This is a genomic window from Paraburkholderia sp. TE9906 (assembly GCF_056279605.1).
In genome coordinates this window covers 62,534-84,090 of record NZ_JBWCCT010000015.1, presented here as the reverse complement: position 1 = coordinate 84,090, position 21,557 = coordinate 62,534, and the positions used below count along the sequence as shown (strand labels likewise).

The following is a 21,557-nucleotide window of genomic DNA, read 5'->3' as shown; positions in this document are numbered from 1 at the left end:
CGCGGCAACAGTGCGAGTTCCGCCGCGGGCCTACTGGGAGCCGCGGCCGACGCCTACTATTGAACTCGTACGGCGGCCACATCAATCAGGTTTCCGATACAGCCCCCCTGCGACGCGCCGTGTGCGATGCGCGCGCCAGGCCCCGAGACACATCCGGCGGCCTCTACGGCTGCACGAACACTCATCGAGAGGACATCATGAAAATCGTCGTCATTGGCGGTAGCGGACTCATCGGCAGCAAAGTCGTCAACGACCTGCGGACGCGCGGTCATGACGTGATCGCGGCATCACCGGCGTCGGGTGTCAACACGATCACCGGCGAGGGACTTGCAGACGCACTGAGCGGCGCGCAAGTCGTCGTCGACGTGGCCAACTCGCCGTCGTTCGAGGACAAGGCCGTGCTCGAATTCTTCGAAACGTCCGGCCGCAATCTGTTCGCAGCCGAAACTGCCGCGGGCGTCACGCATCACGTCGCGTTGTCCGTGGTCGGCACCGAGCGGCTCGCGGAAAGCGGCTATTTCCGCGGCAAGATCGCGCAGGAGAAACTGATTCGCGCATCGGGCGTGCCGTACACGATCGTCCAGTCGACGCAATTTTTCGAGTTCGTCGGCGGCATCGTGCAATCGGGCACCGAAGGCGACACCGTACGGCTTCCGACCGCGTACATCCAGCCGATCTCCTCGGACGACATCGCCCTCGCGGTCGCGGACTATGCGCTCGGCAAGCCGCTGAACGGCGTCGTCGAAGTGGCGGGGCCGGAGCGGATTCGGCTACCCGAACTCGCGGAGCATTTCCTTAGCGCGACGCACGATCAGCGCAAGGTGGTCGCGGATCCGCACGCACGCTACTTCGGCGCCGAGTTGCACGACGACACGCTGGTGCCCGGTGCGAATCCACGCCTCGGTTCGGTGAAGTTCGACGCGTGGTTCAGCCAGTCGCAAACGGCTCGTTGACGCCGGAGTCGGGGGCACCTTGCGCCCGCCGCGCCGCTCACGATTGCTGGATGCGTATCACGGCCGGGACCGTCGTGAACTGCATTCAACCACCGTCACAGTGAGCGGCGTCCGTCCCCGCGCGGCTAGCCTTTTCGAGTACGATTGGCGGCATCCATGGGTTTTCCCTGAGGAAACCCATGTCGATACCCGCATTGCCGGTTCGTCGTAGAAGTAAGTCCAACTTCTCTAGTGAAAGGCGAGCACATCATGTCTACCGGAACCATTCATCTTCACCGCGTTTTGCGCTCCACGCCCGAGCGCGTCTACCGCGCCTTCCTCGAACCCGATGCAATCGTGCGCTGGCTGCCGCCCTACGGTTTCACCTGCCAGGTCCACCACATGGATGCCCGCGTCGGCGGCACCCACAAGATGTCTTTCCGCAACTTCGGCACCGGCCATAGCCACTCATTCGGCGGCGAGTACATCGAACTGGTGCCGAACGAGAAAATCCGCTACTTCGACCGCTTCGACGATCCGAACCTGCCCGGGCAGATGCACGTCACCATTTCATTGCGGCAGGTGTCCTGCGGCACCGATGTCACCATCGTGCAGGAAGGCGTGCCCGAGGTCATTCCGGTGGAGATGTGCTACCTCGGCTGGCAGGAATCGCTCGCTCAACTGGCGAGGCTCGTCGAGCCGGAGATACCTGACTGAGCACGTCTGGCAGGCAAGCGTGCGCCGCGTTGCCCGAAGCGCGTCGCGTAAGACGCTTCGGGCATCGGGGCATCGTTCACATGTCCGACGACTACTTCGTCCGCGCCGGCTTTTTCGTTGCCTTTGCCTTTACACCAGCCGTATTGAGAGCGATGGCGGCGCGGATAAGCGTCTTGAACGCCGCCGCGTCGACCTGCTCTCCTTCATGGATGTCGATCGCGCGTCGAACATTTCCGTCGAGACTAGCGTTGAAGAGGCTGGACGGATCTTCCAGCGAAGCCCCCTTGGCGAAGGTCAGCTTCACGACCGACTTGTACGACTCGCCGGTGCAGATGATCCCATCATGCGACCACGTGGGCGTGCCCATCCACTTCCATTCCTCCACGACCTCAGGGTCCGCATCCTTGATGAGCTTGCGCATCCTGCTCAACGTCTCTCCGCGCCAGTCTCCGAGTTCGGCGATTCTGTTGTCGATCAATTCAGATGCCGGCTGACCTTCGGTCGGCTCCGCCTTTTTCATCTTCTCCTCCTGATCTTTCGGACATCGTAATGATTCGGGGCAAGCCTTCTTTTTTGGCTACGACGCCGGTTTTTCCTCTTACCGTGCGCCCGTTTCAGAGACCGAAGCGCTTCGTGTACTCGGTGTTCAGGCGCGGCCAGCCGAATTGCATCGCGTCGCCGCCGACGATACGCCCGATCGGATCACCCGCCACGAGCCTCTCGAGCACGTCGAGGCAAATGTGCCACCCGGCTGCGCCCATCGAGATGAAGTTGCGATCGATGTTGTGCCAGAGCGTGAGACGCGTGCCGTCGCCGAGCGGTTCGAGTGTCCACCGCATATCGTTGCCGCCCCAGCGGTATTCGAGCAGATTCGGCGCGTCGGCGCGCGTCACCTCGGTCTCCGAGATCTGCGGCGCCGGCGTTCCGACCGTCGAAAGCCTGACGGGCCCGACGCAGGCGAGGCTACGGTCGGCATCGAACGGCGCCCATTCACGCAGACTGGCCGGATCGGTCAACGCCGTCCAGACTTGCTCCGGCGAATGGCGCAACTCGCGGACGACAACGAGCGTCCACTTTTCCCCATCCTGTCTGACTTCGGCGCCGGCGGCAGGGCCCGGCATGTATTCGTCGCGATTGCTCATCGTTTCTTCCCCTTGCTGCGCGGTGCAGGATCGACCTGATCGAGGTGACGCTCCAGAGCGTCGAGATGGACCGACCAGAATCGGCGGAATGGAGCGAGCCAGGCGTCTATCTCCATCAACGGTTCCGGATTGATCCGGTATAGACGCCGTTGTGCATCAACGCGCGCCTCCACGAAACCGGCCTCCCGGAGCACCCGCAGATGCTTCGAGACAGAGGGTTGCGAGAGGTTGAGCTTCTCCTCGATTTCACCCACCGACTGCTCCGAAGCTGCAAGCAGACTCAGGATGGCGCGGCGGTTCGGCTCGGCGATGATGGCAAATGTCGACTCCATACCTCTTATATACCTCTTTAGGCATATACAAGTCAAGCTGTGCGAATGGACGCTGCGCCGCACGACGTGCGGTCCCCCAACCTGTTGCACGTTCTCATCGACGAGCATCGCTAATTCGATCGTGTCCGCAAAATTCAAGTCGATGCCGGTAGAATCCGCATCGCCTTCCATATGCGCCGATCGCATGAACCGATTTATTTAATACATTTGTCTGTTCGGGCTATTTGCGCTCGAATGGCGGGTTTGCGCGCCGCTTGCGACTCGTCCAGCTGGTCCCGGCGCAGCAACAGCGTGCCTGACGTCCATTTGCGGTCGTTCATTCACGTTGCGCGGTTTTTAAAAGAGTGATGAAAGGAGAAACATGAAAACCATGCTTGCAACGCTGACGATGGCGCTACTCGCCGTATCGTCCGGCAGCGCCATCGCAAAGGAGTGGTCGACCGTGCGCTTCGGCGTCGATGCGAGCTATCCGCCGTTCGAATCGAAAGCCGCCGACGGCCAGCTCGTCGGCTTCGACATCGACCTGGGCAACGAGATCTGCCGCCGCCTGAACGCGAAATGCGTGTGGGTCGAAAACTCGTTCGACGGCATGATTCCCGCGCTGAAAGGCCGCAAATTCGACGGCGTACTCTCGACGATGTCGATGACCCCGGCGCGCCAGGCGCAGATCGCGTTCTCGTCCAAGGTATTCCGCATCCCCACCCGCCTCGTCGCGAAGAAGGGCGCGCCGATCGTACCGACACCGGAAGCGCTGAAAGGCAAGCACATCGGCGTCGAGCAGGGCTCGATTCAGGAGACGTACGCGAAGACGTATTGGGAGCCGGCCGGCGCGGTTGTCGTGTCGTATCAGGATCAGGATCTCGTCTACACGGATCTGATCGCCGGCCGTATCGACGCATCGCTGCAGAACGCCGTGCAGGCCGAAGTCGGTTTCCTGCGCACACCGAGAGGCAAGGACTTCGCATTCGCCGGCAACGCGCTCTACGACGCGAAGACGCTGGGCAGCGGAACCGCGATCGGTTTGCGCAAGGACGACACCGAATTGAAGGAGAAGATCGACAAGGCGATCGCCGACACGCGCGCGGACGGCACGTATGACAAGATCGCGAAAAAGTATTTCGACTTCGACGTCTACGGTCAGTGAACTCGGCCCGGCTCACCCCATTGCGTGGTGAGCCGAACCGCTACAGCATTGCGCGCAACGCGCATTCACATGACAACCGGCAGCAAGCTTCGCCCGACTCAGAAGAGATAGGTGCAGAAGAGGCCATACGATATCTGGCTCGTCTTCTCGGTGATCGGACTGTCGGTTGCGTCGCCACGCAGCCACGCGAATGCGGCATTGGCGCCGACATTCCAGTGCCCCCCAATCCGATACACGCCACCGACCGAAAAGCGCAACTGGTTCAAGCCAGAACTCGCCGAAAAGCCCGGCAAACCAGAGCGGGCACTCTGCTGCGCGTTCACGCCGAAATAGGTTTCGTTATAGTCGCTGCTCGCCCACGTGAGTCCGGGTCCGGCACTCAGCGTCAATCCCGGCATCGGCTCGTATTTGCCCAGCACATCGAAAGTCACCACGGTGCCGCGGTCGTTGCCCCCGATATCGGTCAACACGCTCGCGCGCGCCGTGACGAACTGATAGGTATAGACGCCGAATAGCTCCGCATGCGTGGTGCGCTTGATATCGCCGAGGCCATGCAGCCGCGAGTCGTCGGATTCGTTACGCGGCTCGATGAAGTCGTAAGTGATGGCCGCACCCACGCGCCAGTTACTGTCGCGATAGAAGTAAGCACCGAGCGACAGGAACGATGCGGCATCCGGATTGGCGCCAATGAAGAAGCGGTCGTAGCTGGCGCTCACCACTGGCACGCCCTCCCATTTCGTGCCGCTCGCGCCTGGAAATTTAGGCATGTTCACGACGCCGGCGCCCACGGAAAAGCGCCATGGACTGGGCGTACCGGACGGGCCGGCTTGGACCTCCGGAGCGGCAAGGGCGAACGCGCTCTCGGAGAGGCTCAGCGTATCGTCCGCCATGGCCGTCACGGCACACAGCGATAGCGCAGAGCCCGCAAGCAGCTTGGTCATGCACCGCATTGACACTTCGATCATTTCGGCTTCTCCGTCGGCAAAGTGAAGGGATCGGACCCGGCGGGCGTGAGTCATGAAGTTCAACAGGCAGTCTTGATGCTGAATTTCAGACTCAATACCGCACGGCCTATGGTTGTTCGAACGACGGACAACCCAGCGTATCGATCACATGAAATGGTTCATGTCCTGTTGCGTTCGGAGTTGCGATGGAAAGTGCCGCCGACACCTATGAATGGATCAACTTGAGCACTCATCCGGTCCATCTCGCTCTCCGAACTGTTGATTTCTGTCTTATTCCCACGGATCTGTCGACGCAGTTACGTGCCATGAGAATAGCCCCTTTTTTCCGGCTGTCGCAAGCAAATTTTGCCAGGTGTTTTTTTTGCAACAGGCAAGCATCCATTTCTATTAGTACTGCGTTGCTCACCGCCGCACTCGTTTTGCACCGAATGAAGCCGGAATTTGCCAGAGCTTTCCATAGAAAATAACCTGAAGGGCCTTCACTTTTCTTAGATGCCGGTCGGCTTCGGCGGCGGCATTTTTTTGCACGCGGCGATCTACGCTTATGGCGTGATCTATGCCTTCAAGAAAGTACAGTGACAAGACAATCGGTACGTCATATTCATGCTTTTATGATAAGTCGCAGAAACAGTACGCTAACCGCCGTATCAGTGCCGACCTGTCGTGGCGGGGGTGCGTTGCCGGCCTTGCGGCTTCGCTGCCGAGTCTCGTCCTGCCCAGCATCAGCAGCGCGCAAAACGCCACGCCGCCGGGCGCGCCTGCGAAGTTGGTGATCGTCAGAACTTCCGGCTTTTTGACGGCAGATCAGCGCCGCAGGGCGAGACGGCGGCAGCGCCATCGCCGCTTCGGAAGACGAGGCTCGGATGCGCGTGCGCGAACAGTTCATCCAGTGCGCATCCCAGATAAAGGCTCGTGGGATGCGCAGTCGTCTCCACACCACTCAGTCCCCTGGACATGCTTGCGTTCACTGAAAGGCATTTGCATGCCACCATCGAAACTGCTGCGGACTGGGGCACGTATGGCCTGGTGCATGCGTACACCCGCTGGTATTCGGCCGCGCAGGCGCGAGGCATGGCGACGGGCATGAACGGCCAATTGCTTGGACTCTCCGGCAAGCGCGATTCCTATCCGCGTAAACTGGGTTTGCTCGAAGAAGCCGCGTACGCGGATCTATTGCTCGTCGACGGCAATCCACTCGAGAACATCGATCTGATCGCCAATCCGGACCAGAACCTGCGCGTCATGATGAAAGACATAAAATTCTATAAGAACCAGATTCAGGCATAAGGAAAGCCACCCATGCATTGCAACATCTGTTTCGCAGCAGGTGTTGCAATTCCAAAGAGAATCGGCGGCACTCGTGTCATGCCGGTTAGCGTATTCCCGAAGATCTTGCCGTCTTTCATGAATAGGCCGAGGTTGCTCGCGGCGTCAGCCGGAAACCGACTATTCGCGATTGGAGCGCATGCCCAGACGCATTGCATCGGCTGGCGTCGTGGTAGTCGAGCGCGCTGATGTATTCAGGCGTAAGCCGCGCGTGTCCGCATCGACAACGTCTACATAAGACTACTGACTGCCGCGTCCGATGATTTCATTGCGAACCGCTAGCCGGCTATTGACGGACTGCACACCGGGCACGCCCTTCGCCGTGTCGATCGCGAGATCGACCTGGCTCGCCTCGGGCACGCTGCCGCTCAACGACACGACGCCATCATTCGCACGCACTGTAATGTTCCGAAAGCGCAGTCCCCGATGCCTCGCCTCCTTGAGTGCGCGGCGCACGTCTCGGGCAAGCTGCCTGTTCGCGGCCTTGGCATCCTTGGTGACCTGCACCGGATATGATGCCGCTTGCGCTGACGAGGCAGGTTGCGCCTGCGCGTCGAGACATGCCAGTACGATCACCGCGCCGCCAACCCGTTTGATGAACTGAACCGCTTTCATGCATTTTTCTCCTTTGTCTGGCTCCTGATGACCTTTCGTTCATCAGGAAGCGAGGCTCATCAGATAGCCTTGTGATGGTTTAAACAATGTGCTTCCAGAACTGCATAATTCCGCAGCCAGCCGCTTTGCTGTACGCAGCACGACGATCAATCGGTGACGACCTCATTGAACATCGGCAGCGCGGCGAGACTGACCAGACTGCATACGGCCATGTACCAGACCGGCGCATACGGACTTTGGGTGACATTGAGCAGCCACGTCACGATGAACGGAGCAAAGCCACCGAAGAGCGTCACGCCGACGCTGTAGACAATGCCCAGCGAACGTCCGCGGATTTCACGTGGAAAACCCTCGAGCAGCAGAAGAAAGCCCGTCGGATTCGACACTGCCCGAAGACCGACGATCACGGTTACGCTCAACAGAATCGTGATAAGGCTCGGAATCCGAAGCATTAGCGCGAAGACCGGATAAAGCAGCAGAACGCCCGCTACGCCGGTCACATATAGCATGGGTTTGCGCCGCTTCAGCCGGTCGGTGAGCTTGCCACCCACCGGCGACACGAACGTTAGAATCAGACCTGCGACGCCGCTAGGCAGAAGCGCCGCAACGCCCGACAGATGTGCGACGTTCATCAGCCAGGACGGAAGATAAAACACCATCACGTACATCGAAGACGTGCCACCGATCATCAGCAACGTGCCAAGCACGATACGGCGCACATCGTATTTCACGTCGCCCGTGGGAATGCCGGGCGCGCGAGGCGCGGCATGCAGAGTCTCGTGAAGATGGTTGCGGATATACAGGCCGACGGGACCGATCAACAAGCCGAGCAAAAACGGCACGCGCCAACCCCAGCTTTCGAGTGCAGCGGGCGATAACGACCGGGTCAACAGCACCCCGCATAGCGCGCCCGCCAAGGCCGAGGCACCCTGACTGGCCAGCTGCCAGCTGACCAGATAGCCGCGCATACCCGGCGCGGCCGATTCCATCAGAAAGGTGGTCGATGCGCCAACCTCGCCGCCCGCCGAAAAGCCCTGAATCAAACGGCCCGCGACGATCAGCAACGGCGCGGCGATACCGATTTGCGCGTAAGTCGGCGCGAGCCCGATGATCGCCGTGCCGAGCGTCATCATCAGGATGGTCAGCATCATCGCCGCCTTGCGGCCACGGCGGTCCGCATAAGCGCCGATCACGATGCCGCCGATCGGCCGGACGACGAAACCGGCGCCAAAGGTCGCAAACGAGAGCAATAGCGGCCCATGCAGTCCGCCCACTGGAAAAAACAGCTTGCCGATCAGCGCTGCGAAAAAGCTGTAGACCGTGAAGTCGAAAAACTCGAGCGCGTTTCCAAGGGACGTCGCCAGGATGACGCGCCGATGTATAGCCGCTTCGGGAACAGCAACGGATTGCCGGTCGTCGTTAAAAGGTACGTCGGTCGCGCAAGTTGTCTTCATATCGCCACTTCAGGTGCAAGGAAACGCGGGTACCCGGCTGACGGCGAGTTATCGTCAGCCGGGTGTTGCGAGCCTCAGAACAGGTGATAGATGCCGACCGATGCGGTCAGCGGCGTGGTCCCGAGTTCGGGCGAGGCCGTACCCGTTTGCAACGGCAAAGGATTACTGTTCAGGATAACTGTGGAAATCCCGTAGTTACGGATAAAGCCGGCGCGAGCATATAGCGAAGTGCGTTTCGACAGCGAATAGTCGTAGCCGAACATCATGCCGAGCGCGGAATCTTTGGCCGGATTGCCGGCGGCGTCGCGAACGCCGGACGTATCGCGATAGACCACCGACGCGCGCAGTGCATTGCGCCCCCACGGCAAAGTTGCGCCCACCAGATAGGAACGCGCGATGCCGTTGGCCGCGAGATTCGGCGCAACCTGGGCGAACGCGGCCGACAGCACGTAGCTGCCCACGTCGTAGATCGCAGAGACGCCGTAGATATCGTTGCGAACGGTCTGCGACGTGCCCTCGATCTCGACCGGCGAACTCCAGACGCGGTTATACGCGCCTGCCAGATACAGCGAGCCGTTGGTCCACGAAGCGACGACACCCTGGTTCGACGCATACGGAGAAACGCCGTTCGTACCATTGAATGCATACATGAACGTCGCGCCAAAGCCGGCGACACGCGGCGTCGTCCAGGTCATCGAATTGCTTTCGCGCACGAGAATCTGACTCGATCCCGGACCCAGGTCCGCGTTGTAGCCGACGCCCTTCGGTGTCTGCACTGCGCCGCCCGCGAGCCAGGTGACCACCGAGTTGGTGGTCACCTCGCCGAACGGATCGATGAACTGCGGCAGATTCGCAGTGGGCTGAAGACCGAAGCGCACCACGCCCCAGCTAGCCGAATTGAGCCCCACCCACGCGGCGCGATCGAACAAGGTGTTGCTGGTGCCGAAGGTGCCGGTGTTGGCCATGAAGCCGCTTTCGAGGTTGAACTCCGCCTTCAGGCCACCGCCGAGATCTTCACGACCGAAAAGCCCGAACTGCGAAGTATGGACACCCCCGCTCTGCGTCTGCCAGCGCGACGTCCCGCTCACGCTCTGATAGTTGAACCCCATGTCGACCGCACCGTACAGCGAAATGCCGCTGCGCTGCGAACTCTCGATCTGCGGCCACTGGGACAGCTCGTTTAGCAGATAGGAGTCCGCGAATGCCGCGTGAGAAAGCAGCGCCATACCCGCTGCGCAAACAGTCTTCTTATAGTTCATCTGCATCCCCGATATGGACTTGAATTGTGCGAGCCAGCCGGGCGCGACACCCGGCGTGCAATTGCGAATCTCAGACGCTCTCAGACGCTCAGGTACTGCTCGACCAGGGTGGCCCAGTAGCTGACGCCGATCGGCAAGGCCTGATCGTTGAAGTCGTAGCCGGGGTTGTGGATCATGCAGCTGCCATGGCCTTGCGCCCCATTGCCGAGCGCGACATAGCAGCCGGGGACCTTTTCGAGCATCCACGAGAAGTCTTCACCGCCCATCATTCCGGGCGGCAAGGGCAGAATGTTGTCGGCGCCGACGACCGCGGCGATTGCCTGACGCGCCAGTTCGGTTTCTTTTGGCGTGTTCATCAGCACGCGTGTCACCGCCTGATAGTCGATGTGCGCCGTGACGCCGAAGCTGCGCGCCTGGCTTTCGACGATCTCGCGCAAGCGGGTTTCGATCAGTTGCTGGACCTTCGTATTGAGCGTGCGCACCGTCATCAGGATGGTGGCCGTCGACGGTACGACGTTGTGCGCCGTGCCGGCCTGGATCGCGCCCACCGTCACGACGGCGGCCTCGGCTGGTGGAACGTTGCGCGACATGATGGTTTGCAGCGCCATCACGATGCTGGCGGCTGCGACCACAGGATCGCGCGCGAGATGCGGCATCGCACCGTGCATGCCCTCGCCGGTCAGCTTGATCGTCACGAGATCGGCCGACGCCATCATCGCGCCGGGTTGCACGATGAACTGGCCGACCGGCAGGCCCGGCGCATTGTGCAACGCGTAGACAGCGTCGCACGGGAAGCGCTCGAACAGGCCTTCTTCCATCATCCGCGCCGCGCCGCCAAGACCTTCTTCCGCCGGTTGGAAAATCAGGTTCAGCGTGCCGTTGAATCGGCGGCTCTGCGCGAAGTAGTGAGCCGCGGCCAGCAGGATCGCCGTATGGCCGTCATGCCCGCATGCATGCATCTTGCCGTGCACCTGGCTTGCGTACGGCAGCCCCGTGTCTTCGATGATCGGAAGCGCGTCCATGTCCGCGCGCAGGCCGATCGAACGCGGGCCGTCGCCGAGCTTCAGGCGGCCAACCACACCTGTGCCACCCACGCCCTCGGTCACTTCATAACCCCAGGCGTTCAGTTTTTCCGCGACGAGGCGGCTCGTTTCGAGTTCTTCGAAACCCAGTTCCGGATGGGCGTGAATACGCTGGCGCAACTCGATGAATTGCGCCGCTTGCTCGCGAATCGCGGGATCGATATTTACAGTTTGGGACAACACCGCCTCCTCGGACAGACCCTTCAAACACACGCGCAATCAGGCTCAACGCGTTCTGGGAAGCGAGTCTACGAGGTCGTAGGCGGAGAAAAACATGATAAAGTTTTATACCAATAACCGTTGGTTATAGTATTTACCCTAAGGTAATAATGGCTATCAAGCTCCATCAGCTTCGAGCGCTGGTGGCGGTCGCCGATCATGGCAGCGTGATCGGCGCGTCACGCGCGCTGTTCGTCAGTCAGCCGGCCGTCACCAAGGCCATTCGTGAACTGGAATCCGATCTGGGCATCACCCTCCTCGGCCGCACGGTCAGTGGCGTCGTGCTCACGCCGAGCGGCGAGTCGCTGTTGCAGCGCGCGCGGCTGATCGTCTGCGAACTGGAGCGCGCCGAGCAGCAGATGGCGACGGAGCGGGGCGCGCTGGAAGGCAAGGTCACAGTAGGTGTGTCGCCGCTCGCCGCGCTGACGCTTTTGCCGGATGCCTATGCGCGGTTTCGCCAGGACATGCCGCAGGTCAACGTGGAGTTTCTCGAACAGACGGCCACGCGGCTGCTGGACGGTCTGCGCCAGGGCTCGCTCGACTTTGCGCTGGCCGCATCCTACGAGGGCGTGTCGGACGCGTCGATCGAGTGCACCGAAGTCTTGACGGTTCCATTGGCGTTTGCCGTGCGCAAGAGCGGCAAGCTGGCCAATGCCACCTCACTGGAAGATCTGCGCGACGCGGAGTGGATTCATTCCGACACGAGCAACGCGTACCCGCAGTTCATTGCCACGCTGTTCGACCAGCACGGTTTGCCGCCGCCGCGCCGGATCACGCGCTGCACGTCGCAATCCCTGCTCTACAGCCTCGCCATTTCGCTCGACACGGTCATGGCATGGGCGTCGCACACGCTCGAACTTGCCAATGCGAACGGCCAGTTCCGCAAGCTCGATTTCATCGAGACGTCGCATCACGCCAGGCTGCAATTGATGCGTCGCGAAGGTGCGATCCTCACTCGCCCCGCCGAGTATTTCATTCGCTGCATCGTGAACACGAGTGCGATATTCGCGCATCCGGTGATCTAGCAGATACGCTTTAGCGCGATGCGCCTTGTCCGATTCAAGGGCGCGGCTTGTGCGAATCGTTGAGAAAAAAATCTCACACACTGCCATGGTGCACTGCAGTGTGATCTCCCACGGCACGCGTGCTAAAAAACGTCCTGTACGTTTCGGCAGCGCAGACATACGGCGCCACAAGTGGCGCACAATGCCTCCTGCACCCTGCTCGCGCTGAATTCGCCCGGAGGTTCGTGATGCCGTATGTTCCGTCGACCCAGCATATCGACCGCGTCTGCAACGTCATCGAAGGGCGGACGGTGCGGCCCGGCGTCGACGGCAAACGGCTCGCGTCGTCGTACCGGCGCTCGCTCGAGCAATATCATCTCGACCCCGGCGCAACCGCCGGTCCGCGCGTTCTCACGGTTCCCGAATTGCGCGACGTGCAGCATCGCGAAGAAACCTTCCTGCGCGCCTCGGGCCAGTGTCTGTCGCGGCTGCATGAAATGGTGCGCGAAGCCGACTACTGCGTGATGCTCACCGACGCGCAAGGCGTGACCATCGACTACCGGGTCGATCGCGACCGTCGCCACGACTTCAAGCGCGCGGGCCTCTATCTCGGTTCGTGCTGGTCGGAGAGCGAAGAAGGTACATGCGGTGTCGCCTCCGTGCTGCTCGACGCGGAACCGATCACCGTTCACAGAACGGATCACTTTCGCGCGGCGTTCACCACGCTGACTTGCAGCGCATCGCCCATCTTCGGCTTGCACGGCGAACTGCTCGGCGTGCTGGATGCGTCGGCGGTGCGCTCGCCCGACGAGCGCGAGAGCCAGCGGCTCGTCAATCACATCGTGCGGCAAAGCGCGCTGTTGATCGAAGACGCGTACTTCCTCAACGCGGCGACCGACTGCTGGGTGCTGCTCGCGCACCGCAATCGCCACTACGTGGAGGCCCAGCCGGAAATCCTGATCGCCATCGACGCGTGCGGCAACGCGATCGCCGCGAACCGGCGCGCGCGCGAATGCGTGCCGGCCCTCACGCGGTTGCCGCGCCACGTCACCGAGCTTTTCGATGTCCCGGCGGAGCGTCTGTTCGAAGCCAAGGCGAGCCGCGGCCTCGTCTCGCTCAGATTGAACGACACCGGTTCGACACTGTATGCGCGCGTGCGGCCGCCGCCCGTCGCGCGTATGCCGAAGCGACCCGCACCGCCGCCGCGCGGCGCCGCCGCATCACAGTCCACGCCCGCGCCGCCTTCCGCCATGTCCGAAAGCGACGCGCTCGAACGCAGCCGCATCGTCGCGGCCATGGGCGAGGCGAAGTGGCGCGCGGAGCAAGCCGCGCAAGCGCTGGGCATGTCACGCGCGACGCTGTACCGGCGCATTGCCAAGCTCGGCATCCTGCCGCCGCACAAGTGTTAGCAACGCCGCATCGATTCCCTTAGCGGGCGCAGAACCCGCCTGTCCATCGAAGTTAGATATCCGTATTGTATGGAGGAGCAACCATGTCTGAAAACAACGCCAACCGGCCCATCTCCAGTGTTCTGGAATCACTCGAAGCCGCGCTGAAACGCGGCGATACGGCAGCGGCCGTCGAACTGTTCCAACCCAATTGCTATTGGCGCGATCTGGTCGCGTTCACCTGGAACATCAAGACCATGGAAGGCCGCGAGCAGATCGCCGCGATGCTGGAGGCGCAACTCGGCGCGATCAAGCCATCGAAGCTGAAGCTCGCCGAAGGCGAGCCCGAGCCGCAAACCGATGCGAACGGCGTGACCCAAGGCTGGATTACGTTCGAAACCGAAGTGGCGCGCGGCAGCGGCTTCATTCGTCTGAAGGACGGCCGGATCTGGACCCTGCTCACGACAATGGCCGAGCTCAAAGGCCACGAAGAACCCAAAGGACCGAAGCGGCCGATGGGCGCCGAGCATGGCGCGCGTCCCGAGCGCACCAGTTGGAAAGAAAATCGCGAGGCCGAACTCGACGCGCTAGGCAACTCGTCGCAGCCTTACTGCCTGATCGTCGGCGGCGGGCAAGGCGGGATTGGTCTGGGGGCGAGACTGCGGCAGCTCGGCGTGCCGACCATCATCGTCGATAAGAACGAAAGACCCGGCGACGCCTGGCGCAAACGCTACAAAACGCTTTGTCTGCATGATCCGGTCTGGTACGACCATATGCCGTATCTGCCCTTCCCCGACAACTGGCCGGTCTTCACGCCGAAAGACAAGATCGGCGACTGGCTCGAGATGTACACGAAGGTGATGGAGCTGAACTACTGGGGGTCGACCACCTGCAAGTCCGCCCGTTATGACGAAACGAAAGGCGAATGGATCGTCGAAGTCGAACGTGACGGTCGTGCCATCACATTGCGGCCCAAGCAACTCGTGCTCGCCACTGGGATGTCGGGCAAGCCGAACGTGCCGAACTTCAAGGGCATGGACGTGTTCAAGGGCGAGCAGCATCATTCGTCCAAACACCCTGGGCCGGACGGGTATCGCGGCAAAAAGGTCGTCGTGATCGGCGCGAACAATTCGGCGCACGACATTTGCGCCGCGCTGTGGGAAGCGGGCGTCGACGTGACGATGGTGCAGCGTTCGTCCACTCACATCGTCAAGTCGGACTCGCTGATGGAACTGGCGCTGGGCGATCTGTATTCGGAGCGCGCAGTGGCGGCCGGCATGACGACGCCGAAAGCGGATCTGACCTTCGCCTCGATTCCGTACGCGATACTTCACGAATTCCAGATCCCGGTATTCAACGCGATCAGGGAACGCGACGCCGAGTTCTACGACCGGCTGGAAAAGAGCGGCTTCATGCTCGATTTCGGCGATGACGATTCCGGGCTCTTCATGAAGTACCTGCGGCGCGGCTCGGGATACTACATCGACGTCGGCGCGTCGGACCTGGTGGCCAATGGCCAGATCAAACTGAAAAGCGGCGTCGACGTGGTGGAGTTGAAGGAGCACTCGGTGCTGCTGAGCGACGGCAGCGAACTCGAAGCGGACGTGGCCGTGTACGCAACGGGATATGGCTCGATGAACGGCTGGGCCGCCGACCTGATCTCGCGCGAGGTCGCCGACAAGGTGGGCAAGGTCTGGGGACTCGGTTCGAACACGACCAAAGACCCGGGGCCATGGGAAGGCGAGCAACGCAACATGTGGAAGCCGACGCAGCAGGCGGCGCTCTGGTTCCACGGCGGCAATCTGCATCAGTCGCGTCACTACTCGCAGTACCTGTCACTGCAACTGAAGGCTCGGATGGAGGGTATCGCGACGCCGGTGTTCGGGTTGCAGGAGGTTCATCACCAATCGTAGTGGGCCGGATCGCGGGATGCGGCCAGATGATGGCCGCCGCGATCGTGACATAGCCCTTGGTGAAAAGCATTGGGTGCAGCGGCACGTTGCCAATCGCAGCGCCGCTGCGCCCAATCGCCGCCCCATCGCGCGAGCCGTGAACCGGCGTCGATGGGACCGGCTGACACTACTGCGCCGCGTCGCGCAAGTCCCTGATGTGCTGATAGACGGTGGCGCGTCCCATCCCCAGGACGTTCGCGACATAATTCGCCGCGCTCTTGCCCTTGAATGCGCCCTCCTCCCACAGCGCGGCGACGAGTTCGCGCCGATGATCCCGCGTCAGCGAATTGAGCGCCAACTGGCGCTCCTGAAGCCAGCCATGGAGGAATGTGTTGATCCGTTCCTGCCAGTCGTCCTTGAACAGTTCCTCCGGTTGCTTCACCACACCGACGCCCGAAATCACGAGGTCGATCACGTGCTTCACCTCTTCGAACACGGCGATGTTGTAGTTCACGCACATCACACCTGAAGCGACGCCCTCGTCGTCGAGCAGCACCGTGCTGACGCAACGCATGCGCCGGCCGTCCCAATTGATCTTCTCGTACGGACCGATCGTGCCGGGCTGCGCGACGTGATCGATCTCTTCCAGCGCGGAGTCGTCGCCCAACTCCCGCTTCGACAGATTGTTGGCGATGTACGCGATGGTCTGGCTGTGAAGGTCGTGAATGACGATTTCGACGTAGGGAAAAAACAGAAGCGCGATACCGTCGGCGACGCGGCTATAGCGGTCGAGCAACTGTCGGCGAGCCGGGGTGGATTTTGTCTTTCGCATGAAGGTCGGGGAGGTTCCTGGGGCGCGGCGTGCCGGGCATGGTGCTGCGCGACATGCCGCCGCCCCTATTGGTCCGTACTATTTTGCCATGGGGCGCCGCGCGCTCAGATATCGAAACAGCTCATACGCGATCGCCACATCTTCCAGGCCGAGTCCGATCGAACGGAAGAATGCGTGCCGCTGGTACGACGGCTTATCCGCTTTGCCGCTCGCCAGCTCGGGCAGGTCACCCACGACGCTCTGCGGCGACCATCCGTGCAGTTCGGCCGCCAGCTTCATGTCTCCGGCACTCGCGGGCGTGGTGCGGCGATAGTCGCAATACACGTCCATCCGCGGCAACCACGCGGGCGGAATCTCATGCGCGTGGGCGGCGTTGGTGCTGATCGACGTGATCAGCGCCGGCTTCGTCAGCATGCCTTCGGCCAGCACCGGCGTGCCCGACGAGGTACACAAGGCCACCACGTCCGCGTCGCGGACGCACTCTTCGAGCGTCGCGCAGACACTCATGCGCGGGTCCAGCGCGGTGACGGCGGCACGCTGTGCCGCGTTGCCGTGCAGATTCGGCGAAAAAACGTGGATCGAATCCCACGGACGCAACGGCGCAATGTGGCGCAGATGCGCCAGACCGACGGCGCCGGCACCGACGATCGCGAGCCGGCGCGAGCCGGGTGCCGCGAGATGTTCGACGGCGAGCGCGGTAGCGCCAGCCGTACGCTCGACAGTCAGCAGACCCGCATCGCACCACATCAACGGCTGGCCGCTTTCCATCGACATCAGCGCGGTCCAGGCGGTGATGATCGGCTTCGCGCCCGTGACGATGTACGGCGACATCTTCGCCCCGAACACCTTCGCGTCTGCAATCGCGCCAAGGTACGTGATGAAATCGCCCGCGTTCGCGGGAAACAGCGTGAGGCTTTGCGGCGGCTGCACTGCCTGCTCGCCATGCAGTGCGCGAAACATCTCAGTCAAGGCGCGGCGCACGTCCAGCTCGGGCAGCGCGTTGCGCACCGCCTTCTCGTGGACGATGAGCGGGGTTGTCGTTTCGCTGTGGTTCATGTGTCTGCTCTCCAGGTCGGTGCCAGCGGTCCGGCATGGGCTCAATTCTAAATTTAAAGTCCAGTCTGGATTATTTTTTTTGAAATGCCTTGCAATTATCGCCGTCCAGAATAGACTCATGTTCCAGAACAGCGACAAGGCCGCGTCCACGCGATGGCTCAGCGGCAAGCTCATGCTGTTTCATTTGGCCCCTTTCTAGCGATCTCAACCACGCCTGGACCCATCATGATTCTCAAGCTCTCGCTTTCCGTTTGCCTTGCTGCCGCCCTGGTCAGCGTGGCAGGCGCAGCCAATGCCGAAACCGCCGGCACTTTGCGTTTCGGCATCGAGGCAGCGTACCCGCCGTTCGAGAGCAAGTCGCCGGCCGGCCAGTTGCAGGGCTTCGACGTCGATGTCGGCAATGCGGTCTGCGCGAAGATGGGCGTGAAGTGCGTCTGGGTGGAGAACTCGTTCGACGGTCTGATTCCGGCGCTGCAGGCGCGCAAGTTCGACGTCATCAACTCAGCGATGAACATCACCGCGAAGCGCAAGCAAAGCATTGATTTCACGCCACCGATCTATATCGTGCCCATCGTGATGGTGGTCAAGCACGGCTCGCCGTTACTGCCCAACGTGAAGAGCTTGCAGGGCAAACGCGTGGGCGTTCTGCAAGGATCGTCGCAGGAGGACTTCCTGAAGCAGCACTGGGCGAATGCGGGCGTGTCGATCGTCTCGTATCAGGACCAGGATCAGGTGTATAGCGATCTCACGGCGGGTCGCCTCGACGCCGCGGTGCAGGAAGCACAGACGGCTCAGGATGGATTTCTCGACAAGCCGGCCGGGCGTGACTATATGATCGTCGGCGAGCCGCTGAAAGACCCGGCGACACTCGGCGAAGGCACCGGCTTCGGGTTGCGCAAGGGCGACAAGACGCTGGAGAGCAAAGTCAACGCCGCGCTCGACGCACTGAAGAAAGACGGCACGCTGAGCAATCTGTCGGTCAAGTATTTCAAGCGCGACATCATTGCGAAGTAACGCGTGAAATAAGCGCCTCCCGGCCCGCGAGCAGCGGGCCCCTCCCGCGCGAACCGGCGCGGGGAACAGAGCCAGTCTATGGATTTCGATGTAATCGTATTGGGTGCCGGCATCGTCGGCGTGTCGTCCGCCCTGCATCTGCAGGATCGCGGACGCCGCGTCGCGCTGATCGATCGGCGCGGGCCCGGTGAGGAAACCAGTTTCGGCAACGCGGGGCTGATCGAGAGTTCGTCGATCGTGCCGTACGGCTTTCCCCGCCGTCTGGGCACATTGCTGCGCTACGCGCGCAATCAATCGACCGACCTTTACTGGGACTACCGCGCGCTTCCCGCATTCGCCGCATGGCTCGGCCGTTTCTGGTGGGAGTCGTCACCCGCACGGTTGGCGACGGCGGCGCGCGATATGTTGCCGCTGATCCGGCACAGCGTCGCCGAACACGATGCGCTGATCGCGCGAGCGGGTCTTGAACGACTCGCGCACGACGGCGGGTGGATCGAAGCATTTCGCACGCAAAGCGAGTTGGACCATCAGACGAAGGTGGCCGAAGCCGCCGCGCGCGACCACGGTCTGCGCGTGCAACCCCTCGATGCGGCTGCATTGCGCGTCAAGGAGCCCGGCATTGGCGCAGGATTTTGCGGCGCGTTGCATTGGCAGGATCCGAAGAGCATCTCCGATCCGGGCGCGCTGACGAAAGGGTATGCGCGTCTATTCGAACAGGCCGGCGGCACGCTGCTGAACGGCGACGCCACCACGCTGCGCGCGCGCGGCGACACGTGGACCGTTCAGAGCAATGGCGGAGAAATCAGCGCGAAGGAAGTGGTGGTCGCGCTCGGACCCTGGTCGGACACGGTGTTCGCGCCGCTCGGCTATCGCATTCCGTTGCGCGCGAAACGTGGCTATCACATGCACTATCGTCCCACGCAGACGATCCTGTCCGTGCCCGTGGTCGACACCGAAGAAGGCTACGTGATTGCGCCCATGCGCGGCGGCTTGCGGCTCACTACCGGCGTCGAAATTGCGCGGCGTGAAGCCGCGCCCACCGGGATTCAACTCGCGCGCGCCGAACGCATCGCCAAACCGGCCTTCGGCCTGGGCGAGCGTCTGGACGACGCGCCGTGGCTCGGGCTGCGGCCCTGCACGCCCGACATGCGGCCTGTGATCGGGCGCGCGCCTCGACATCGAGGCCTGTGGTTCGCGTTCGGCCACAATCATCACGGCTTGACGCTCGGCCCCGTCAGCGGACGTTTGCTGGCGGAGATGATGACGGGCGCGGCGCCGTTCATCGACGTGCGTCCGTTCCGTCCCGAGCGGTTCCGATAGACAGGGCTGGCGGCGAAAACTCGCCCTGTACCCGAAAGAACTTCTTCCGAATGAGCACCCGGCCATGCCTTTGAACGGCATGGTCGTCGCACTTGCGCAACCCCACACGCGCTCGCAGGGGTGTCGCCGACAAGGCGCCTGGTGGTTTCCCGAACACGGCTGAATGCGGCTCACCGCATGGCGGTTTACCCTTTACGTATTTATTTTGAAATATTGGATACAAAAATCCAATCGATGTAGACTGCGTCAACGGTAGGCACACCAGGCGCTGATCTAACTCATCGAATCCCATGTCGACTCCCGCAGTGACCGCAGAAGAAGAAGCGTATCGCTACCTGTTCGACGCGATTTGCCAGGGCCGCTACACGACGGGGCAGCGCATCGTGGCGGAAAGCATCGGCGCGGAATTGTCGATGAGCCGCATGCCCGTGCGCGAAGCATTGCGCCGCCTGCATAGCGAGGGCCTCGTCATTCTGCGTCCGAACCGGGGGGCGATCGTCAAAGGGCTCGACGTCGACGAGCTTCGCGATATCTTCGACATGCGCGCGGCGCTGGAGGGCCTAGCGATCCGCGTCGCGGCGCCGCGCTGCACCGACGCGCATCTGTCGACGCTAGAGCGCATGCTTGACGACATGGACGCCTGCGTCGACAACACCGAACTGTGGGTCCAGCGCCATTGCGCGTTTCATCAATACGTGTGCGGCATCAGCGGCCGCCCGCGTCTGATCCGCGAAATCGCATCGCTCTACACGTTGATTGAGGGGCCGATGCGGCTGTGGATGGAACAGGTCACCTCCAAACGACGCCGCGCGCGCGACGCACATCAGGAAATTCTCGACGCGCTACGCGCGCGCGATCCCGTATTGGCCGAACAGGTCCTGCATGAGCATGCGTCATCCACCGTGTCGCGCCTGATCGCCTTCATGGAGAGCTCGCCTCCTGCGCCGCCTCACACGTGAGCCCCTTTTCCCCATCGATTTCATATTCAGCACAGGCTTTCGTCTGTCGTTGCTGCATGTCATTACAAATAGGAGCACGTCTATGCCGGGTCGTCACATCAAGCGCCTTCGCTTCGGATTCCTTTTCACCGGACTAGTGCTTGCCCTGCATACGGGCGCGAGCGCCGCAGCGGATACCCGGCAGCTGGGTCTTCTACAGGAACACACCCTCACCTACTGTTCGAGCATGGACGCGCCGCCGCTGGCTTCGTTCGATCTGGAGCAACGTCCTCAAGGGTTCTCCATCGATGTCGCGCAAGATGTCGCGAAGTCGCTCAACCTGAAGATCGACTGGCGCATCGTGCCGTTCAGCGGCATGATCCCGGCGCTCAAGGCGCATCAATGCGATCTGATCATCAGCCAGCTCTTCGACAAACCGGAGCGCCGCGAGGTCATCGACATCATCGACTATATGTATTCGAGCCAGTCGATTCTGGTGCCGCACGGCAATCCGAAGAACATCAAGGCGCTCACCGATCTCGCCGGCATGAAAGTCGCAGTGATCAATGGGTCCACCATTCGCAGCCTGCTCGAAAAGGAAAATGCGACGCTTACCGCGGCCGGCAAAGCGCCGATGAACATCGTCGTATTCGGTCAGGACGCCGACGCTTTCCAGGCCTTCCGTCTGCAGCAGGTCGACGCCTATGGCACGACCGCCGAGAGCGCCGCGCACTTTCGCAGCGTCACCGGCGACACGTTCCAGGAAGCCCTCCCCTCTTTCAACCGCATCCCGACCGGCATCGGCGCGCGCAAAGACGAACCGTTGAGCAGCGCCGTCAAACAGGCTGTCGCCGACCTGGTGCACAGCGATCGCTACACGCAGTTGCTGAAAAAGTGGAAGCTCGAAAACGACCGTTTCTAAACGT

Annotated in this window: 22 protein-coding genes; 11 read left to right on the top strand and 11 right to left on the bottom strand. The window is 61.8% G+C overall.

Going from position 1 to position 21,557, the window contains the following annotated elements; all coding sequences use genetic code 11:
• Positions 1-197 precede the first annotated feature (197 nt).
• Both ACZ9H4_RS30185 and ACZ9H4_RS30180 read left to right on the top strand, forming a co-directional pair.
• Entirely contained in the window at positions 198-953 is a 756-nt protein-coding gene (locus ACZ9H4_RS30185) for an SDR family oxidoreductase (protein WP_408152183.1), read from the top strand.
• A 249-nt stretch (positions 954-1,202) separates the two neighbouring features.
• On the top strand, positions 1,203-1,649 hold the full coding sequence (locus tag ACZ9H4_RS30180) for an SRPBCC family protein (RefSeq protein WP_408141081.1): 447 nt from the start codon (positions 1,203-1,205) through the stop codon (positions 1,647-1,649).
• A gap of 91 nt (positions 1,650-1,740) precedes the next feature.
• Here ACZ9H4_RS30180 and ACZ9H4_RS30175 read toward each other — a convergent pair whose 3' ends face one another.
• From ACZ9H4_RS30175 to ACZ9H4_RS30165, 3 genes are all read right to left on the bottom strand, one after another.
• The gene (locus tag ACZ9H4_RS30175; protein WP_408152182.1) at positions 1,741-2,169 is read right to left on the bottom strand and encodes a DUF1801 domain-containing protein; all 429 of its coding nucleotides are present in this window, start codon (positions 2,167-2,169) and stop codon (positions 1,741-1,743) included.
• Between the two features lie 94 nt (positions 2,170-2,263).
• Entirely contained in the window at positions 2,264-2,791 is a 528-nt protein-coding gene (locus tag ACZ9H4_RS30170) for an SRPBCC family protein (RefSeq protein WP_408141078.1), read from the bottom strand.
• The gene (locus tag ACZ9H4_RS30165; protein WP_476122368.1) at positions 2,788-3,294 is read right to left on the bottom strand and encodes an ArsR/SmtB family transcription factor; all 507 of its coding nucleotides are present in this window, start codon (positions 3,292-3,294) and stop codon (positions 2,788-2,790) included. The genes ACZ9H4_RS30170 and ACZ9H4_RS30165 overlap by 4 nt, the downstream gene beginning before the upstream one ends.
• A gap of 190 nt (positions 3,295-3,484) precedes the next feature.
• Between ACZ9H4_RS30165 and ACZ9H4_RS30160 the strand changes: the two genes are divergently transcribed.
• On the top strand, positions 3,485-4,267 hold the full coding sequence (locus ACZ9H4_RS30160) for an ABC transporter substrate-binding protein (RefSeq protein WP_408141074.1): 783 nt from the start codon (positions 3,485-3,487) through the stop codon (positions 4,265-4,267).
• Positions 4,268-4,365: 98 nt separating this feature from the next.
• Here ACZ9H4_RS30160 and ACZ9H4_RS30155 read toward each other — a convergent pair whose 3' ends face one another.
• Positions 4,366-5,232, bottom strand: coding sequence for a MipA/OmpV family protein (locus ACZ9H4_RS30155; RefSeq protein ID WP_476122367.1), 867 nt, complete (start codon positions 5,230-5,232; stop codon positions 4,366-4,368).
• 978 nt (positions 5,233-6,210) lie between these two features.
• Here ACZ9H4_RS30155 and ACZ9H4_RS30150 point away from each other — a divergent pair.
• The gene (locus ACZ9H4_RS30150; protein ID WP_408141070.1) at positions 6,211-6,519 is read left to right on the top strand and encodes a hypothetical protein; all 309 of its coding nucleotides are present in this window, start codon (positions 6,211-6,213) and stop codon (positions 6,517-6,519) included.
• Here the strand turns inward: ACZ9H4_RS30150 and ACZ9H4_RS30145 are convergent.
• The 5 genes from ACZ9H4_RS30145 to ACZ9H4_RS30125 all read right to left on the bottom strand — a co-directional run bounded on the left by ACZ9H4_RS30145 (position 6,510) and on the right by ACZ9H4_RS30125 (position 11,148).
• Positions 6,510-6,638: a hypothetical protein gene (locus ACZ9H4_RS30145; RefSeq protein ID WP_408141068.1), complete on the bottom strand. Its 129-nt coding sequence runs from the start codon at positions 6,636-6,638 to the stop codon at positions 6,510-6,512. The genes ACZ9H4_RS30150 and ACZ9H4_RS30145 overlap by 10 nt on opposite strands.
• 160 nt (positions 6,639-6,798) lie before the next feature.
• A complete protein-coding gene (locus ACZ9H4_RS30140; protein WP_408141066.1) occupies positions 6,799-7,173 on the bottom strand; it encodes a BON domain-containing protein in 375 nt (124 codons plus the stop codon).
• A 146-nt stretch (positions 7,174-7,319) separates the two neighbouring features.
• Positions 7,320-8,627, bottom strand: coding sequence for an MFS transporter (locus tag ACZ9H4_RS30135; protein ID WP_476122366.1), 1,308 nt, complete (start codon positions 8,625-8,627; stop codon positions 7,320-7,322).
• 74 nt (positions 8,628-8,701) lie between these two features.
• Positions 8,702-9,886: a porin gene (locus tag ACZ9H4_RS30130; RefSeq protein WP_408141062.1), complete on the bottom strand. Its 1,185-nt coding sequence runs from the start codon at positions 9,884-9,886 to the stop codon at positions 8,702-8,704.
• An 80-nt stretch (positions 9,887-9,966) separates the two neighbouring features.
• Complete coding sequence (locus ACZ9H4_RS30125; RefSeq protein ID WP_476122365.1) at positions 9,967-11,148, bottom strand: M20 aminoacylase family protein; 1,182 nt, start codon at positions 11,146-11,148, stop codon at positions 9,967-9,969.
• A 149-nt stretch (positions 11,149-11,297) separates the two neighbouring features.
• Between ACZ9H4_RS30125 and ACZ9H4_RS30120 the strand changes: the two genes are divergently transcribed.
• From ACZ9H4_RS30120 to ACZ9H4_RS30110, 3 genes are all read left to right on the top strand, one after another.
• Positions 11,298-12,212, top strand: a complete 915-nt coding sequence (locus ACZ9H4_RS30120) for a LysR substrate-binding domain-containing protein (RefSeq protein WP_408323320.1) — start codon at positions 11,298-11,300, stop codon at positions 12,210-12,212.
• 227 nt (positions 12,213-12,439) lie between these two features.
• Positions 12,440-13,600, top strand: a complete 1,161-nt coding sequence (locus ACZ9H4_RS30115; RefSeq protein ID WP_476122364.1) for a GAF domain-containing protein — start codon at positions 12,440-12,442, stop codon at positions 13,598-13,600.
• Positions 13,601-13,683: 83 nt separating this feature from the next.
• Complete coding sequence (locus ACZ9H4_RS30110) at positions 13,684-15,492, top strand: NAD(P)/FAD-dependent oxidoreductase (protein ID WP_476122363.1); 1,809 nt, start codon at positions 13,684-13,686, stop codon at positions 15,490-15,492.
• Between the two features lie 166 nt (positions 15,493-15,658).
• Here ACZ9H4_RS30110 and ACZ9H4_RS30105 read toward each other — a convergent pair whose 3' ends face one another.
• Positions 15,659-16,303, bottom strand: coding sequence for a helix-turn-helix transcriptional regulator (locus tag ACZ9H4_RS30105; RefSeq protein WP_408141055.1), 645 nt, complete (start codon positions 16,301-16,303; stop codon positions 15,659-15,661).
• Positions 16,304-16,381: 78 nt separating this feature from the next.
• Positions 16,382-17,359 carry an ornithine cyclodeaminase family protein gene (locus tag ACZ9H4_RS30100; RefSeq protein ID WP_476122362.1) on the bottom strand — a complete coding sequence of 326 codons (978 nt, stop codon included), beginning with the start codon at positions 17,357-17,359 and terminating at the stop codon, positions 16,382-16,384.
• 225 nt (positions 17,360-17,584) lie between these two features.
• Between ACZ9H4_RS30100 and ACZ9H4_RS30095 the strand changes: the two genes are divergently transcribed.
• The 4 genes from ACZ9H4_RS30095 to ACZ9H4_RS30080 all read left to right on the top strand — a co-directional run bounded on the left by ACZ9H4_RS30095 (position 17,585) and on the right by ACZ9H4_RS30080 (position 21,553).
• Positions 17,585-18,373: an ABC transporter substrate-binding protein gene (locus ACZ9H4_RS30095; RefSeq protein WP_408141051.1), complete on the top strand. Its 789-nt coding sequence runs from the start codon at positions 17,585-17,587 to the stop codon at positions 18,371-18,373.
• A 78-nt stretch (positions 18,374-18,451) separates the two neighbouring features.
• Positions 18,452-19,693, top strand: a complete 1,242-nt coding sequence (locus ACZ9H4_RS30090) for an NAD(P)/FAD-dependent oxidoreductase (protein ID WP_476122361.1) — start codon at positions 18,452-18,454, stop codon at positions 19,691-19,693.
• Positions 19,694-19,983: 290 nt separating this feature from the next.
• Entirely contained in the window at positions 19,984-20,652 is a 669-nt protein-coding gene (locus ACZ9H4_RS30085; protein WP_408141047.1) for a GntR family transcriptional regulator, read from the top strand.
• Between the two features lie 82 nt (positions 20,653-20,734).
• Positions 20,735-21,553 (top strand): ABC transporter substrate-binding protein, encoded by an 819-nt coding sequence (locus tag ACZ9H4_RS30080; RefSeq protein WP_476122360.1) that lies wholly within the window; start codon positions 20,735-20,737, stop codon positions 21,551-21,553.
• Positions 21,554-21,557 lie beyond the last annotated feature (4 nt).

Coding starts and splice junctions, on each gene's coding strand:
- ACZ9H4_RS30185 (WP_408152183.1), top strand. CDS start 198: ATGAAAATCGTCGTCATTGGCGGTAGCGGACTCATCGGCAGCAAAGTC.
- ACZ9H4_RS30180 (WP_408141081.1), top strand. CDS start 1,203: ATGTCTACCGGAACCATTCATCTTCACCGCGTTTTGCGCTCCACGCCC.
- ACZ9H4_RS30175 (WP_408152182.1), bottom strand. CDS start 2,169: ATGAAAAAGGCGGAGCCGACCGAAGGTCAGCCGGCATCTGAATTGATC.
- ACZ9H4_RS30170 (WP_408141078.1), bottom strand. CDS start 2,791: ATGAGCAATCGCGACGAATACATGCCGGGCCCTGCCGCCGGCGCCGAA.
- ACZ9H4_RS30165 (WP_476122368.1), bottom strand. CDS start 3,294: ATGGAAGGCGATGCGGATTCTACCGGCATCGACTTGAATTTTGCGGAC.
- ACZ9H4_RS30160 (WP_408141074.1), top strand. CDS start 3,485: ATGAAAACCATGCTTGCAACGCTGACGATGGCGCTACTCGCCGTATCG.
- ACZ9H4_RS30155 (WP_476122367.1), bottom strand. CDS start 5,232: ATGATCGAAGTGTCAATGCGGTGCATGACCAAGCTGCTTGCGGGCTCT.
- ACZ9H4_RS30145 (WP_408141068.1), bottom strand. CDS start 6,638: ATGAAAGACGGCAAGATCTTCGGGAATACGCTAACCGGCATGACACGA.
- ACZ9H4_RS30140 (WP_408141066.1), bottom strand. CDS start 7,173: ATGAAAGCGGTTCAGTTCATCAAACGGGTTGGCGGCGCGGTGATCGTA.
- ACZ9H4_RS30135 (WP_476122366.1), bottom strand. CDS start 8,627: ATGAAGACAACTTGCGCGACCGACGTACCTTTTAACGACGACCGGCAA.
- ACZ9H4_RS30130 (WP_408141062.1), bottom strand. CDS start 9,886: ATGAACTATAAGAAGACTGTTTGCGCAGCGGGTATGGCGCTGCTTTCT.
- ACZ9H4_RS30120 (WP_408323320.1), top strand. CDS start 11,298: ATGGCTATCAAGCTCCATCAGCTTCGAGCGCTGGTGGCGGTCGCCGAT.
- ACZ9H4_RS30115 (WP_476122364.1), top strand. CDS start 12,440: ATGCCGTATGTTCCGTCGACCCAGCATATCGACCGCGTCTGCAACGTC.
- ACZ9H4_RS30110 (WP_476122363.1), top strand. CDS start 13,684: ATGTCTGAAAACAACGCCAACCGGCCCATCTCCAGTGTTCTGGAATCA.
- ACZ9H4_RS30105 (WP_408141055.1), bottom strand. CDS start 16,303: ATGCGAAAGACAAAATCCACCCCGGCTCGCCGACAGTTGCTCGACCGC.
- ACZ9H4_RS30100 (WP_476122362.1), bottom strand. CDS start 17,359: ATGAACCACAGCGAAACGACAACCCCGCTCATCGTCCACGAGAAGGCG.
- ACZ9H4_RS30095 (WP_408141051.1), top strand. CDS start 17,585: ATGATTCTCAAGCTCTCGCTTTCCGTTTGCCTTGCTGCCGCCCTGGTC.
- ACZ9H4_RS30090 (WP_476122361.1), top strand. CDS start 18,452: ATGGATTTCGATGTAATCGTATTGGGTGCCGGCATCGTCGGCGTGTCG.
- ACZ9H4_RS30085 (WP_408141047.1), top strand. CDS start 19,984: ATGTCGACTCCCGCAGTGACCGCAGAAGAAGAAGCGTATCGCTACCTG.
- ACZ9H4_RS30080 (WP_476122360.1), top strand. CDS start 20,735: ATGCCGGGTCGTCACATCAAGCGCCTTCGCTTCGGATTCCTTTTCACC.